Origin of the sequence: Methanobrevibacter acididurans (assembly GCF_046197875.1) — an archaeon.
Lineage (GTDB): Archaea > Methanobacteriota > Methanobacteria > Methanobacteriales > Methanobacteriaceae > Methanobrevibacter_A > Methanobrevibacter_A acididurans.
Genome location: NZ_CP166991.1, coordinates 722501 through 738877, shown reverse-complemented (window position 1 = coordinate 738877; position 16377 = coordinate 722501). Strand labels below are relative to the sequence as shown.

At 25.8% G+C, this 16377-nt stretch carries 14 protein-coding genes (1 of these 14 running past the window's edge); 2 read left to right on the top strand and 12 right to left on the bottom strand.

Annotated elements, in window-relative coordinates; translation table 11 throughout:
* Window positions 1–50: 50 nt before the first annotated feature.
* Genes ACA135_RS03760 through ACA135_RS03740 form a run of 5 tightly spaced genes read right to left on the bottom strand, consistent with a single transcriptional unit; the run spans window position 51 to window position 1258 of the window.
* The gene (locus ACA135_RS03760; protein WP_409198962.1) at window positions 51–350 is read right to left on the bottom strand and encodes a hypothetical protein; all 300 of its coding nucleotides are present in this window, start codon (window positions 348–350) and stop codon (window positions 51–53) included.
* 46 nt (window positions 351–396) lie between these two features.
* Window positions 397–570 (bottom strand): hypothetical protein, encoded by a 174-nt coding sequence (locus ACA135_RS03755; RefSeq protein WP_409198961.1) that lies wholly within the window; start codon window positions 568–570, stop codon window positions 397–399.
* Between the two features lie 45 nt (window positions 571–615).
* Window positions 616–939 carry a hypothetical protein gene (locus ACA135_RS03750; RefSeq protein ID WP_409198960.1) on the bottom strand — a complete coding sequence of 108 codons (324 nt, stop codon included), beginning with the start codon at window positions 937–939 and terminating at the stop codon, window positions 616–618.
* Between the two features lie 42 nt (window positions 940–981).
* Window positions 982–1107 (bottom strand): hypothetical protein, encoded by a 126-nt coding sequence (locus ACA135_RS03745; RefSeq protein ID WP_409198934.1) that lies wholly within the window; start codon window positions 1105–1107, stop codon window positions 982–984.
* Window positions 1091–1258 (bottom strand): hypothetical protein, encoded by a 168-nt coding sequence (locus ACA135_RS03740; RefSeq protein ID WP_409198959.1) that lies wholly within the window; start codon window positions 1256–1258, stop codon window positions 1091–1093. Before ACA135_RS03740 ends, ACA135_RS03745 begins: the two co-directional genes overlap by 17 nt.
* Before the next feature lie 356 nt (window positions 1259–1614).
* On the opposite strand from ACA135_RS03740, the gene ACA135_RS03735 reads away from it, so the two are divergent.
* Window positions 1615–3459, top strand: a complete 1845-nt coding sequence (locus tag ACA135_RS03735) for a helicase C-terminal domain-containing protein (protein ID WP_409198958.1) — start codon at window positions 1615–1617, stop codon at window positions 3457–3459.
* 202 nt (window positions 3460–3661) lie between these two features.
* Window positions 3662–4369, top strand: a complete 708-nt coding sequence (locus ACA135_RS03730) for a plasmid pRiA4b ORF-3 family protein (RefSeq protein WP_409198957.1) — start codon at window positions 3662–3664, stop codon at window positions 4367–4369.
* A gap of 66 nt (window positions 4370–4435) precedes the next feature.
* Here the strand turns inward: ACA135_RS03730 and ACA135_RS03725 are convergent, their stop codons facing one another.
* From ACA135_RS03725 to ACA135_RS03695, 7 genes are all read right to left on the bottom strand, one after another.
* Entirely contained in the window at window positions 4436–7327 is a 2892-nt protein-coding gene (locus ACA135_RS03725) for a beta strand repeat-containing protein (protein ID WP_409198956.1), read from the bottom strand.
* A 183-nt stretch (window positions 7328–7510) separates the two neighbouring features.
* Window positions 7511–7762: a hypothetical protein gene (locus tag ACA135_RS03720; protein WP_409198955.1), complete on the bottom strand. Its 252-nt coding sequence runs from the start codon at window positions 7760–7762 to the stop codon at window positions 7511–7513.
* Window positions 7763–7942: 180 nt separating this feature from the next.
* A complete protein-coding gene (locus tag ACA135_RS03715) occupies window positions 7943–9826 on the bottom strand; it encodes a sensor histidine kinase (protein ID WP_409198954.1) in 1884 nt (627 codons plus the stop codon).
* Window positions 9816–11678 carry a sensor histidine kinase gene (locus ACA135_RS03710; protein ID WP_409198953.1) on the bottom strand — a complete coding sequence of 621 codons (1863 nt, stop codon included), beginning with the start codon at window positions 11676–11678 and terminating at the stop codon, window positions 9816–9818. Before ACA135_RS03710 ends, ACA135_RS03715 begins: the two co-directional genes overlap by 11 nt.
* Before the next feature lie 31 nt (window positions 11679–11709).
* The gene (locus ACA135_RS03705) at window positions 11710–13566 is read right to left on the bottom strand and encodes a histidine kinase dimerization/phosphoacceptor domain -containing protein (RefSeq protein WP_409198952.1); all 1857 of its coding nucleotides are present in this window, start codon (window positions 13564–13566) and stop codon (window positions 11710–11712) included.
* A complete protein-coding gene (locus tag ACA135_RS03700) occupies window positions 13563–15440 on the bottom strand; it encodes a sensor histidine kinase (protein ID WP_409198951.1) in 1878 nt (625 codons plus the stop codon). Before ACA135_RS03700 ends, ACA135_RS03705 begins: the two co-directional genes overlap by 4 nt.
* Window positions 15441–15607: 167 nt before the next feature.
* Window positions 15608–16377: the 3' portion of a carboxypeptidase-like regulatory domain-containing protein gene (locus ACA135_RS03695; RefSeq protein WP_409198950.1), read on the bottom strand. It continues 199 nt past the right edge of the window; the window shows 770 of its 969 coding nt (coding positions 200–969); its start codon lies beyond the right edge, outside the window; it ends in the stop codon at window positions 15608–15610.

The following is a 16377-nucleotide window of genomic DNA, read 5'->3' as shown; positions in this document are numbered from 1 at the left end:
ATAAATAGTTTTTAATAGATAATATAAGGGCTCTGTCAAAAACTTGTGTGCTAAATTTGGTTTTTATTTTTTATGTTGCAGAATTCGAGTTTTAGTTTGAATCTGTTGATTAATCCAGTTTCTGTTTTCATAAGTCTTTTAATATGTTTTGGGAATACTTTTTGGAATATATTCTCGATTTTATTACTCGTACAACTAATGTTAGTGTTTTTAATGTAATATGTTAAGTTTTTGAAGTAGGGGACTATGAATTTCCATAAGATTTTGAAAATTGGTTCAGGTAGGGTTTTTTGTTCTTTGATAAGTTTATCTCTGTTTATTTTAGCTGTTTCTAAGTCTGGAGCACCCATAATATTGAAAATTTCATGTTTAAAAGTTTTTACAGATTCAATATCTTCAAAACTTAATTTGTTTTGTTTTAAGTAATCGTTTATGTCTCATGTTTATTTTTTGTTTTGTGTGAAACACACAGAATTGATGTTTAAAACCTAATTTTCGTATTGGTTGACGATATTCATGTTTCAAATCAGTAACAATATATTTACGATCTTGATTGTAAGTAGATTCCACTTAAAAACTTGTAAAATACTTTTTTCTGACTCAGAAGAGACTAAATCATAGGAATACAATAGTATTACTATGTAGGTCGAATAAGGCCAAAAGATAATTCCACGTGCTGTTAATTTTAACCCACAAAGCATCAAACAAGTAATAACCAGAAAAACTATAAAAACCATTATCAAAATCATATTCAAAACCTAATAAAATGTTTTCAACACTTTGATAAGAAATATCCACATTATGGATTTCTTTTAACCTGTGCATGATTTTACGAATACTATCACCACCAATACTATAGGATTTAAAGATAAAATCAATCACAGGCTTAGTAATATTCCGATTAACCTCAACTATAGATGACAAATCAGCACTAAACACATTACCACATCTAATGCATTTATATCTTTGAACTTTACAAGTTTAATTCCCTAAGTTCATGAAAATCAATTCACGTTCCATTTTACCATCTTTAACATTGTGGTGAGACCCACACACTGGACAAACAGCAACACTATTGCTAAAAATTATTTCACCATTTTTTTTCAAGACGAATCAATTCAGGACTCATATCCTGACACCCAACTAACTTTTTAGACACACCAGAACTAAAACCAGAAAACTCTTCACAAAAATAGTAAAGTTTAAATTGTATAGGCTCCATAGTATAACATGGAACTTTTATTTTTTTATTAGTCATATAAATATATTAGCTCCACTTAATATATTAAATTTACTATTTCTAAATCATAATTAAAGCCATAAAAAAGCTTAAAAAAATTATGAGACAAAATATTTCAAAAAATAAAATCAACTAAGTTTTTGACAGAGCCAATATAAGGCTTAAATCAAAAGAATCTTAAAAAAATAATAAATATATTGAAAGATATTTTAATTTTTGTATTTAATCTCAAAGCTTATTTAAAAATAGCTAAATAAGTTCATACAGTTATAATTCTAAAAATATCACTTCTAAAATCTTTATTAAACACCATTTTTTTTAGATAAATTTAAAATCAACAATTATATAATTTATAAAAATAATAATCATATAGTATGACGGATTCACTTTTTTGTCCAGACTGCGGTATGCTTAAATCTAATTGTATATGTGATAAATCAAAGAATAAAAGCATAATCCGCGAAACACCTAACCCTGTAAAATATTCTAAAAATACTAATTATAAAACTAAAACATTTCATAAACCATTAAATAGTAAACCATACCGTATTGAAGACAATATACAATCACGAAGCCAGGTTCATGCCTTAACTAAAGAGTATCCTTTTATTGATAAGGATATTATAAAGAACTTTCCATTTAAACAACCTCGATATGGTCAATTTGACATTATCCAAGAACTTCTTGATGCAATTGATGATGGTTATAAATACATTATCTTAGAAGCAGGTACAGGTACTGGTAAAAGTGTTATAGCTTCCACACTTGCTAAAATCATTGGAAGTGCATTTATTCTAACACGTACTAAACAATTACAGGGACAATACAATGGTGAATTCGGATTCCCCATAGTGAAAGGACGGGGAAATTTCTCATGCATAAATGAAGATGATATAAATAACTGTAATATGGGTACTTGTAGAACTAGTTTAGGAGAAGAAAAATTCGCATGTCCTTATGGATTAACACCTAATAAAGCATTTGGAAGTGTTGAAGCATTTAATAGTCAAGGAGAAGTATTATTCTTCAATGGTGATACTCCATGTAATTATTGGAAACAAAAAGCTGATGGAGTTAATTCCCCTATAACAGTTATGAATTATGATTATGCAACATTAGAATTTAATCACGTGAAACACTTCCATAAACGTGACTTACTCGTATTAGATGAAGCACATAATGTTGAAAATATTCTAATGAAACTATTAGAAGTACAATTAGATAATTCAATTTTAAAAGAAGAAATTGGTAAACGTTTAACACCAGAAACTTTAAAAGATGGAGAAATTGAAGATTGGATTATAGAATTAGATGCAATAATTAAATCATATAAAGATATAAGAATTAGGGATTTAGCTAAGTATAAAGCTGAAAAGGTTAAAGAAACTATTAATCAATTGAAAGATTTAAAGGAAAACTTAATAAATGATAGTTCTAATTGGATAATAGATGCAAATGCAAAAGAGGGTATGGTGACTTTTAAACCTTTAAAAGTGGATAGAATAGCTAAAAAATACTTATTACAATATGGTGACACTGTACTCTTTATGAGTGCAACAATACTTTCAAAAAAATTGTTCTGCAAATGGTTAGGGATAAAACAAGAAGAAGCATACTTCTTAAAAGTACCAACACCATTTAAAACTGAAAATCGTCCCATAATTTTAGATTTTGCTGGAGAAATGACTAATAGAAAGATTAAAAGATCACAAGTAAAAGCATTACCAATTATAAGAAAAATATTAAGTAAACATGAAAATGAGAAAGGATTAATCCATACTAATAGTTACTCAAATATGGATTATATAATACAAAATTTACCAAGTTCAAGATTAATGTATCATAACCCTAGAAATCGTGAAAGAATCTTACATGAATTTGAAGAAAACAATGAAAATGCAGTACTAGTTTCACCTTCTATGAATGAAGGAGTGGACTTACCATATGACAAGTGCAGATTCCAAATTATATATAAAATACCTTACCCTAATTTAAAGGATAAACAGATTGCTATAAGAAAGAAGGAACGTTGGTGGTATGAATATAAAACAACTGTTACTTTAATGCAAACTTATGGAAGAGGAATGCGTGCAGATGATGATTACTGCACTACTTATATTATAGATAAATCATTAAAATCAATAATGAATCGTCCACTTTTCAAGAAATTAATACAAGACTCCTTTAAAGAAGCAATAATTAATCCAGAAGAATTATAAAAAATTTTAATTCTTTTTTTAGCTATTTTAATGTTTTAAAATAAAGATAAATACTATTTTTAAATTTTTTTTATGAAAATATTTTGATTCAGAAAAAGAAGAAAAAGAAAATAAATTAAGTTTAAAAGAGCAATCTTTTTTCACATCATATAAAATGTTATAAAATTAAGAAAAGATTTAATATGAAAATATAATATTATATATGAAAGGTTATAACATCAAAGTAAGATTAAAAAATTTTAAGCCAATAACTTGGCGTGATCTAATCATACCCTCAAATATTACTTTTAAAGGATTGCATGAAATAATTCAAATTATAATGGGATTCGATAATTCTCACTTATATGATTTTTCATTTAAGGATTCAAGATATAATATAATTGATTTTGAAACAAATGAAGACCAATTTTTAGCTTTTGATAGTGATTCTGTTTGTATTAACAAATTTTTTGATAATTATAAAAAAATTGGGTATACTTATAATTATTTTTATATGTGGGATATGACTATTGAAATTAAGGGTGAAGTTGATTTTAATAAAGATTACCCTGAATTTATACGATTTAAAGGGAATAATTTAATAGATGATAGTTATGAAATTAATAATATTATTAGTTCCATTTCTAAAAAATTTGGAAATCCTAATGAGATAGATGCTGAAAAAGTCAATGAATTTTTAATAGAAAAAATTCAATATAATCCAGAGCAAACTCAAAATGAATTAAAAGAATTAAATTTAAGAAAAGTTAGTGGAAAAATTTTAGAAGAAAGTGATGAAGTTTTTAATAAAATTTATGAAGAAAAGAAAAAATTTAAAAAATTTTTACATGATGCAAGTATATCAAAAAAAGGTTTAAGTAATGAAAAGATTGAAAAAAAGGAAACAGATTATCAAAGCAAATTATTTTAGACTTTTTATATAAATAATTTGATTCATAAAAAGAAGAAAAAGAAAATTAAATTTTAAATTTTGTTTTTAATCTGTTACTGTTATACGTGTACCTGATCCTGCTTCATCAAAAATAAATGTTCCGCCGTAGGTACAGTATGCACGGTATTGGCCTGGGTATAAATTGATTGGTAATTGGTATTCTCCATTACTGTCAGTTGTAACATTATAGATTTTACTTGCACCATCACTTAAACGTGTTAAGTTTAATGAAATTGTTTGACCTGATAAGCCTTCACCTGTAAACTTACTGTAAAGTTTACCTGTGAACTTAGATCCTGCATTATATGGTTGAGTAAATCTATTAGCAGTTAAGACAGTACTAACTTTATCACTTGAATTTTCAAAAACACTTATAGTGTTAAGGCAAGAGTAATTTCCATACTTAGCAATTGCTTTATAATATCCAGCATATAAATTAATAGGTAAACTAAATCTACCATCACTATCAGTACTTACAATATAATCCTTACTTTGACCATTAGTTAAACGAATTAAAGTTAAAGTCACAGTTTTATTACTTAAAATTTCACCATCAGCTCCAAATAACACTCCACTATAAGGTGTGCTTTCACCATAAACCTTAGTTAAGTTTTCACCATAAATACCTTCCTTAGCACTAACATTCACAGATAATGTTAATAATTGATTATCAACATTAACTGTTACATTAACTAATCCAGTTAAAATTCCACTAGTAAAAGTAGAAGTAACATTATTTCTTAAAACACCTAAATATTTTATGATATCTCCATTAGCACTTGTATAATTATAAATACAATAAGGTAAAGATTCTTCACTTAATAAATCACTAACTGTTCCATTATCATAATGTTGGAATTTAAGATATAAACTTGTAGAATCACCAATATTAATATTAGATGGATCAGCACTAAGTGATAATATTATCCAATTACTTAAATTTACAATATGACCTTGAGTAAAGTTTTCATACTTATAAATTAAATTAGAACCCTCAAATGGTGTGTTATTTCCCCACCAATTATTATCAGCACTTAAATTACCTAAATAAAAGATTGCACTACCATTAAGTGAAGTATTATTTACAAAACTACAATAATTAGCATAAACATTTTCTCCAAATATTGCACCAGCACGGAGACTTGCATTATTAAATCTAAAATTAGTTAAATAATTAATAGATTCACCAATTACATGACAAATTGCTCCACCATTAAATTCTGCAGAATTCTTACTAAAGTAAGAGTCATTATTAATATTAGTACCATTAACAATGAAAATTGCACCACCATTTAATGCTTTATTATTTATAAAGGTAGATTTAAAGTTAGTTAAATTTCCTATATTATTAATTAAGATTGCACCACCACTATAAGTTGCAGTATTATCTTGAAATCCTACGTGATTATTAATAATCATACCATTAGATATTCCAATTGCTCCTCCAGCAAAACTTGCACTATTATTAAAGAAAAATGTTTCGAAGTTATCTATTATACCCTCTTCAAGATAGATTGCTCCACCAGTAGATTCATATTCTTCAGTTAAATTTTCAGCAACATTACCTGTGAAAATAGTAGAAGTACTATTTATATCCCCATAAGTAAGACAGATTGCTCCACCACAACGAGCAGAATTATCAGTAAATTTTGTATTATTATTAATTATATCTCCATAACCAATAAGTTCTCCACTTGTAAGGTTTTCTTGACCTATACGAATAGCTCCACCATTAATTTTAGCAGTATTATTAATGAAAATACAATTTGTATTTGTAACATAATCAGCATAAATTATCTTAATAGCACCACCACAATCACTTACAAAGTTATTTGTGAAATTAGAGTTAAGATTACTAATATTCCCTTCATACATACTTATTGCTCCACCTTCAAATGCAGAGTTACTTGTAAAGTTAGAATTATAATTTTCTAAGGATCCATTACTTAATCTTATAGCACCACCACTACCATTAACCATGGATGCAGTGTTATCTTCAAAATTAGTTAAATTATTAAAAATAGTACCATTAGTAGAGCATATTGCACCACCATTAAAATTTGCAGTGTTATTAATAAAATCAGTGTTAAGATTATAAATATCACAGTTAGTACTATTTGTTAAATTATCATAATTAGCATCACTATCAGCAAAGATTGCCCCACCATAACTAGCAGTATTATTAATAAAATCAGAGTTAATGTTAAGAACATCTCCTATTTCAATACGTATAGCTCCACCATAATTACTTGCATTATTTAAATAGAATACAGTTTCATTATTACTGATTATACAGAAAGGAACATAAATAGCCCCACCACTTTTTAATGCAGTGTTTTTATAAAAAATCACATTAACATTATAGATTATACCACAAATAGTTGAATCTATTGCTCCACCAAAATCAGCAGTATTCCCTCCAAAGAATACATGATCATTAAAAACAGTACTATTATGTGCTTCAACTGCTCCTCCAGAGAAACTTGCAGTATTATTAATGAAATTAACATAACTATTATTCATTACTCCATTAAAAATGGTAATTGCACCACCAGTAGAATTAATACGTCCTGAAAAACCAGTAACCGTATTAGAATAGAAACTAGAATTAATATTTGAAATATTACCTCTAATTACACATATAGCACCAGCAACACCAGCACTATTATTTAAATAAACAGTGTTATTATTTAAAAGACTTCCTCTAAATAAATAAACAGCCCCACCAATATCTTGAGCATGATTTTTCTTAAATACTGAATTATTTATTATGAGATTTGAATTAAAAGCAAAAATAGCACTACCAGATTCCGCAGTATTATTATAGAAATAACAATTATTAAATATTAAATTATTAGAATCTGCAAAAATAGCACTTGAACTATTAATAAAAGTTAAACCATTAAAATTAACACTACAATTTCCAGTACTGAACACATAACCAGTATTGGAACTAGTTAAACTAACATTACCAATATTATTTGCAGTTAAAGTTAAATTCTTACTTATACTTTGATTTACAAGATTATATGTACCATCACCAAAGATTATACATCCATTATCTGTAATTTTATCATAAGCACTGGACCAATTACTAGCATCACTACTATTGGCTCCACTTCATGTACCATTAGGACTAATATAAATAATATTACTATTATTACTAGCTAAATTATCCACACCATCTCCAGAATTAGTATTCAACCCATTATCACTTAACAGGTTACTTTCATCCCCTACATTAGTAAAGGTAACATTACTTGTATTAGTACTAAAATTAGTAAAATCATCATTAACAGCAGACACACTACTTATAACAATGAAAAACACTAACAATAAACTAATGCTTATTAAGGATTTCTTAAACTTCACCTTATATTTCTCCTATAAAAAAAAATAAAACAATGAATAAATCCTATAAAAAAAAGATTAAAAATCTTTCTTAATGAATTTATATGAGAAAATCTTTAAAACATTGAATAAATAACTTCCTATTTAACTCTCACCAAAAAAAATTTAGAAAACCTTAAAAAAAAAGTATAAAATAAAAACTTAATCAGTATTTAAATTAAGAGGAAACTTAATTAAGATACTAGAACCTTTACTAGGTTTTAAATCAATTAATTCCCCACCAATTTGACTAGTTAAATTTTGTAAAATAGTCATACCTAAACTATTACTAGAATTAATATCTAAATCATCAGGCAAACCAACACCATCATCACAAACATTTAAAAACATACCCTCATCGCTACGTTTCAACTTAATACTTAAATGACCTTTACTATCACCGGGGAAAGCATACTTAATAGTGTTTAAAATCAATTCATTAATCATTAAACCTAAAGGAATAATAATATCCATATCTAATTCAATATCCTCAATATCTGTGATTAATTTAATATTATTAGTACCATATAAATTAAAAATTTGAGAAGCTTGAGTAACAATATAATCATTAACATTAGCACTCTCTAAATTACCAGACTGATAAGTCTTATCATGAATCAAAGCCATACTATTAATACGATCAATAGTATTCCAAATAGTACTCTCAGGATCATCCTTATTAAAATGTAAATCAATATTTAAAAGACTAACAATAAGTTGTAAATTATTCTTAACCCTATGATGAACCTCTTTAAGCAAAATCTCCTTCTCACCAATAGCCTTCTTAATCTTATCACTATTTTCTTCTAATTGCTTACGAATAAGAATTATGTCAGTAACATCCTGAACACATGTAACAATCCACCGGTAACTAGGATCATACTCACTAACCTGAGCAAAACTATAAATAACTAAATACTTAACATTCCCTTTATGAGTACGGATTTTAAAAGTTTTCTCATGAAGAAAATCACAATCCCCATTTAATAAACCATCAAAAATTTCTCGATCATCATCATTCATATATTCATCGAAAATATTATAACCTTGAGGAATCTTCTCCACTTCCTCCGAATCAAATTCAAGAATATTATAAATCTCATCATCCCAACCGAAAAAACCTCTATTATCCCCATGTAACAATGCAAACTTATTAAGCTTCTGACAAACTACTAAATTATCATTCAAAATTTTACCTTGCTCAACAGTCTTGTTAAAACTGGTAATATCTGAAAAATTAAACTTAACAGCTAATTTACCATTATGAAATTCAGGACTAAGATAAGCAATAAAATAACAAGGAGAACCTTTATCAGTTTCAAATTTAACCTCACCAGAATAAGATAAAACTTCCCCTTTAATAATATTATCATAAATTTTTAACCATTCACTATTAGAAACACCCTTAAAACTCATATCCTCAAAAGTCAAAGGTGAAATAGAATACATTTTTTCCAAATCAACAAACTTCTGATTCTTCTTTATAAACATATAATCCTGACTAATAGCAGAAGCAAGATTAAATTGATAAAATTCTTTAAATTCATCATTAATAAATGAATTATTCACATCTTCATGAGTATATAATGCATAAATCAAACCTTGAATTTTAAATAACTTAGCTTCATAACTTAAAACAAGATTATCATTTAAATCTTGCACTATTAATTTAAAATTAACAGTAATATCTTCTTGATAAACCTTCTTTAAAGAATTAACAAAACCTAATTCAAAATAAATTGGTAAAAGTTCAGATAATAAGCATCCTGAAAACTTTTCTAAATTTTCACCTCTTAAACGATCATCATCATTATTTTTAGCTAAGTATTCTATAATAAAATCAGTACAATCCTCATTTAAAGGTTCATAAATATCTACAGCATAATCTGAAAAATTAAATAATGCTTGAAAATCAATCTCCTTAACATTATGAAAAGTTTCAGGAACACCTGTAAAATCTTTAACATTATCTATAGTAACTGTTTTAAATGAATCAGAATTTCCCTTCTCAAAATAAATCACATTCAAAGGACCCTTAATCTTCATAGACAACACCATTCTTATTAAAAACTAATCTAACATGCAAACCATTATATGAAGGGATTACACTAATTTTACCCCCAATTTGATGAGTTAAAGTTTGAATTAAAGTAAAACCTAAACTTGATAAATCACTGAAAACATTAGAATCACTTAAACCAACACCATCATCTTGAATATTGAAAATAATATCCTCCTCATTTAATCTTAAATTAATCCATAAATTACCCTCATCATTATGATTAGGGAAAGCATATTTAATCACATTTTCAATTAAAATATTTAAAATCAAACTAAAAGGAATAATAATATCATTTGGTAATTCAATATCCTCAATTTTTAAATGAAGATTAATATTTGGCTTATTAGAGTTAAGTAAAAGACGTTTAGATAAATCTTCTAAGTAATGATGAATATTAACACCATTTAAACTAGAGGATTCATAAGTCTTCTCATGCATTAAGGAAATAGTTTGAATATAACCTTTAGTGTTAATTAAAGTTTCTAATGGATTACCTTTATTATAACGCATGTCAAGATTTAATAAACTTAAAATAATTTGTAAATTATCCTTAACTTGATGATGAACTCCTTTTAATAATAATCCTTTCTCATTTAACAATTCACTTAATTTTTCATTAGATCTTTTTAATTCCTCATCAGATTCATGAATTTCACTAAAATCCTGTAAAATTGAAGATATCCGAGATTTAGAATCATCCTCTAAATCTTTCATATAAACTGCATGATAAGATAAAAATTTATCATTACCAGAATAACTTTTAACTGGAACATAAACATTAAATAAATAATCATATTTTTCAGGATTAAGTTTAAAATCATTTAAAGCCTTTTTATGATTATCAGAAATTATATTATACAAAATAGAGTCTAATGAAACATTTGCCCGATTATCTTGAGGAACTTCTAAAATATCATATATCATAGGACTCCAATCATTTAAATCATTAACTGGACCATAACGTATCGCAAACCTTGAAGATTCTTGAACTAAATCTAAATCTCTCTTATAAGATTCAGCTTTTAATTCAGATCGACGAATATTACTTATATCAAAACAAGTAAATTGGATTAATATTTCCCCTTTAACTGTAATAGGAGTTAAATAAACTTTAAAATAGAAAAATTCATGAGTGAATAAACTATGATAAACAATTTCATCCTCATATAAATTTAAATCTTTATTCATAAGTTTATCATAAATATTTAACCATTCTTCATGATTTAAGTTTCTGAAATGTAAGTCTTCAAAATTAGTTGGCCCTATATTATATTTTTCATGAAATTCTAAAATTGCATTATTCCTTTTAACAATTTTTTTATCTTTCACCCAAAAAACACATTGAACATCATCATTATTTGGTTTAAAATAATTTTGATTTGAAATTGAATATATATTTTCACATATTATGAAAACTAAACCTTTTTCTGCATAAATTTTCTGTTTTTCCTGTAAATATAAATGGTTATTATGATAAAAGGATATGATTAAATCTGTTACTTTCCCATTAGTGTATGCATCTTTTAAGTAAGTGAAGTATTTACTGTTACCCATATTTGGTAAAACTTCTTTAAATCTTTGTGATAACACGTCATAAGGATATAAATCAATACCCTCCCACATTTTAGATTTATGGATAAAAATAAAATCTTCACCTTCAAGGTAAGGTGATAAAATATTTGCAGAAATACCTAATTCTTCTATTAATCTTTTTTTAGGAAACTCTGGAGTTAAATATTTAATTGATGAAGGTTTAACTAAATTTGGTTTAGGAAACTCTAATGTATATTCTTCATTTTCTTCATCATTTTTTTCTATTATTTTTATTGTAATCATATGGATATCCTACTAAAAAAAAATTTGGTTTTTATTTCTTTGGGAAAATGATTTGTAAAGCCATACCGTTACTCGGTTTTAAATTAGTAAAACTACCTTCTAATTGTTGAGTTAATGTTTGAACAATTACCATGCCTAAAGTACTTGGATTTGTAATATTTAAATCTTCAGGCAATCCTATACCATTATCTGAAATTACTAATTTATAATTATTTTCATCATTTGTAAATAGTATATTTAATTCACCTTCACAGTTATCTGGAAAAGCATATTTTATAGTGTTTAATACTAATTCATTAATTATTAAACCTAAAGGAGTTACAATATCTATATCTAATCCTTTATCTAACACATTTAAATTTACTTTAATATTACCATAACTATAAACTTCAATTAATTTACTTACTAAAGATTTTAAAAAGTCATGAATATTAATTAAATCTACAGCATTATATTTTAACGTTTTATTATACATTAAAGCCATAGAATTAATACGATCACGAGTATTATGAATAGTTACATTAGGATTATCCCTGTTAAAATGTAAATCTAAACATAGGTAACTTAAAATTATTTGTAAATTATTCTTAACCCTATGATGAACTTCTCTTAAGAGCATCTTTTTATCTTCTAATAAGTCCAATAATTGTTTATTTTTCTCTTTTAACTCTAATTCTCCAACATATGTATCTGTAATATCCCTTACTAAACTAACTAAATAAGTTGAATTATAATCAGCATCATCATGTTTAACTATAGCACTAACATAGAAGTATTTAGTATGATTTTTAGATGTTACAACTTTAAATTGGGATTTATAAACATCATCATCTGTTTTTGCATTTTTCGCCCAATCATAAAACTTTTTCCTCTCATTTTCACTTACATATCTATCTAATACATTTTCATTATCTTTAACCCTACTAATTTCATCTATACTCATTTCTAAAAGATTATAAATTTCAGGAGTCCAATAAAGATTACCTTTACTATTTGAACGTAGTATAGCACATTTATTTAAAACATTCACATTATAAAGGTGTTCTTCTAATCTACGAACATTTGTCTCTTCTTGTCTAAAATTAGTAACATCAGTTAAGTTAACTTTAATTGCAGCTTTATTTTCAAATAGTGTGAAAGATAAATACATATCATAATAAGTAGTGTCTCCAGTAATATAATTAGAATATCTTACAGACCCATTATAATTTAGTAAATCACAACTTAAAATCTTATCATAAATATTTAACCATTCATTATATGTTAATCCTTCAAATTTAATATCTTTAAATGTAAATGGTCGTAGGGAACCATTATCATGTTCCATTAAATTAAAAGCACTATTTTTACAAACAATTTTTTTATTTTGAATAATGAAAGATCCTTGAGTATATTCATTAAAAATATCTAAGTCAAATTTATTAACTGCTGCAGAAGTCATGATACTAGTTAAAATTAATAAATCATCTTCACGAAGTAAAGTATTATCTAAAGTGTATTTTAATTCTCCATCAACAAAAATTGCATGCTTATAATCAATTCTTTCATTATCAAAGTAAGCTTTTTTCATTAAATCTAGAATTCTTAGATTATGGGCGAAAAGATAGAAAACTTCACTATATTTATGTCCTATTACTTCTTCATTAGAAACATGAAAATGATTTCTCAAATATTCAGACATTAAATCATAAATAAAATCTTCACCATCACTTGTGGGATGTAAAATACTCACTCCATAATCTAAATCTTCAAATAATCCATTATAAGGTAAATCTTTAACTGGATAAGAGGGGGTATTTAAATTTAAAAAATCAGTTCCGTCCTTTTCATAGTGAAAAGATGCAGAATATGTTAAATTATTCCCTAAAAAAAGATAAATTTCAATCATAATACTCCCTCATCATATTCATTTACAGGATAAACAATTTTAAGAGTACATCCATTTAAATTATCTATTTGAATTAATTCACCATTTATTTGTGAAACTAAACTATTAACTATAGTGAAACCAGAAGTATTTTCAGATTTTAAAATATTGAACCCTTCAGGTAAACCTTTACCATTATCTGAAATGATTAAATTGAATTCATCATTTTTCTTATAAAATTTAATTTTAATTAAAGCTTTATCAAATTCTTCATCAAAGGCATGTTTTATACTATTATGAATTAATTCATTTATAATTAAACCTAAAGGAACAATATTATTCATATTTATTTCAATATTTTCAACATCCAAAACCCTATCAATGTATTGTAAGTAATGACGATTTAAAATATAATTTACTTCTGATTTTATGAAATCATGAATATTTAAACTGTTTAAATTATCAGATTTATAAATATATTCATGAATCAAAGCAATACTGTTAATACGATTAATACTATTTTGAATAACTAAATCTGGATTATTTTTATAGTATTTTAAATCTAAATCCAATGAATTAATAATAATATTTAAATTACTATTAATACGAGTTTGAACTTCATTAATTAAAACTTCCTTATCCTGTAATAATTTCTGCAAATCATTGTTAGCTTCAATAATCTCACCCCTATTATTAACAGAACTAGTGATATCTTGAATAACACTAATAATATAATCTAAATTAGGATTACCAACATCAGAACTAACATAAAATAGGTTACTAGTTAAATATTTCTTATTCCCCTTAAAAGTAGTCACAGGATAAGTAAAAGATAAAGAATCATTTTTACTATTAGAATTATTAACAAAAGAATAAAAAGCATTCTTAATATTCAAAGGCACATAATCATCTAACACATCAGCTCCTTCAGGAATAATAGAAGGATCAGGAATCTCAAGAATATTATAAATCTCAGAACTATAATTAATAAATTCTTCACGTGTTCTAAACATAATAGCAAATTTACCTATACCTTGAACAATCCGTAAATTCTCTAAAAACTCATTATATTTAATCCGAGCAAGAATTTCACGAGTAACATTCACACAATTAACCTTAACACCAGGAACATCATTACGAGTGAAAGAAGAAAAATAAGCATTGAAAAAAGCTTTATCCTGAGTAATAGGATTATTATAAACTATAATATCCTCAAAAAATAATCTATCACGATTAATTAACTCATTATAAATACGCAACCACTCACCATTAGAAATATCCTTAAATTGAATATCCTTAAAAGTGAAAGGTTTAAGATAATTATTATCCTGCTCCATACGCAAAAAAGCCTGATTCTTTAAAATGATTTTTTTATTCTGAATAAAGAAAATACCTTGAGAATAATTTTTAAAAACATTATTATGCTTTTGAGTTCGGATATTATGAGTTTTAATATTTTTACTAATTAAAAAAAAGAAATTACCTTCACAGTAAGTTTTAAAATGAAAACTATACTTTAAAACTTCATTTTTTGAAATTCTAACCTCAAAATCAACAACTTTATCATTATTATAAGATTTTTTAATTAAATCTAAAAGCCCAACCATTTTTAATAATGGAAAAGTATCCCCAGTTAATTGTCCAATGAAATTTGAACCAGTAATATTATTAATAGTGTCAAAATTAGATAATTTAACAATAATAAAATCATCTTTAACTTTAGAATAAGATAAAATATTTACACCTAAATCTTTTTCATTGAAAAGTTTAGGATAAAGTAAATTTGGAACTGAATAATTCTGATCAGTTTCAATAGAAAAATCAGCCCATGATTTAAAATTCACAGCTTGATCGATTCCAAAATCGTTTTTCTCAATTAGTCTTAAATTAAACATTGTCCCTTTAAAGAATAAATAAAAATATTCACAAAAGTACTAATTAATTAATATATAATATTAAATTTATTATATAATAAGTTTATGGATTAGCTTAGAAAACTAAATAATTTAAAATTTCCAATTAAAAGAATAAGAAAAAATAAGAAAAAATAAAGGTTTAAATTTTAACTAGTAACTGTTATACTTGTTGAATCATTACTTTCTGAATATATAGAATTGCCTCCAAAACTACATTGTGCCTTATACTCACCGGAATATAAATTGATTTCTAATTGATACTCACCATTATAATCAGTACTAGCCCAATAAAGTTTACTTTGACCTTGACTATTAGAAAGAGTAATAGCAATATGTTGACCAATAATAGGTTTTCCAGTATTATCTAAGAGTTTTCCAGTGAAGTTTTGACCAGCTCCATAAGGTTCCTTAAACTTATTAGCACTTAATACAGTTTTAGTAGTGTTTGAATCTTTAACCACACTTATAGTGTTAAGACATGAATATTTACCATAACTTGCAAGAGCAGTATACTCTCCGGGATAAAGATTGATTTCTAATTGATACTCACCTTTAACATCAGTAGTGGCAGAGTAAATTTTGCTTTGACCTTGACTATTAGAAAGTTTAATAGAAACATGTTGACCTATTATAGGGTTTCCGTCATCTCCAATGAGTTTTCCAGTGTAATTTTCTAGTGATCCATAAACCATTGTGAGATTTTCACCATATAATCCACCAATAGAACCAGTACCATTTGTAATACTTATAGTTTCAATACCACTACTTGGATTATAAGTCTTATCTCCTTCAAAATAATATTTCACAATATATTGACCTGGAGTGTAATTAGATAAAGTCATATAAGCCTTACCATTAACATTAGTAGTAAGGGTGAAATTAGTACCATTAATATTAACTTGAATGGTTTTATTTG

Coding starts and splice junctions, on each gene's coding strand:
- ACA135_RS03735 (WP_409198958.1), top strand. CDS start 1,615: ATGACGGATTCACTTTTTTGTCCAGACTGCGGTATGCTTAAATCTAAT.
- ACA135_RS03705 (WP_409198952.1), bottom strand. CDS start 13,566: ATGATTGAAATTTATCTTTTTTTAGGGAATAATTTAACATATTCTGCA.
- ACA135_RS03730 (WP_409198957.1), top strand. CDS start 3,662: ATGAAAGGTTATAACATCAAAGTAAGATTAAAAAATTTTAAGCCAATA.
- ACA135_RS03700 (WP_409198951.1), bottom strand. CDS start 15,440: ATGTTTAATTTAAGACTAATTGAGAAAAACGATTTTGGAATCGATCAA.
- ACA135_RS03710 (WP_409198953.1), bottom strand. CDS start 11,678: ATGATTACAATAAAAATAATAGAAAAAAATGATGAAGAAAATGAAGAA.
- ACA135_RS03740 (WP_409198959.1), bottom strand. CDS start 1,258: ATGACTAATAAAAAAATAAAAGTTCCATGTTATACTATGGAGCCTATA.
- ACA135_RS03760 (WP_409198962.1), bottom strand. CDS start 350: ATGGGTGCTCCAGACTTAGAAACAGCTAAAATAAACAGAGATAAACTT.
- ACA135_RS03715 (WP_409198954.1), bottom strand. CDS start 9,826: ATGAAGATTAAGGGTCCTTTGAATGTGATTTATTTTGAGAAGGGAAAT.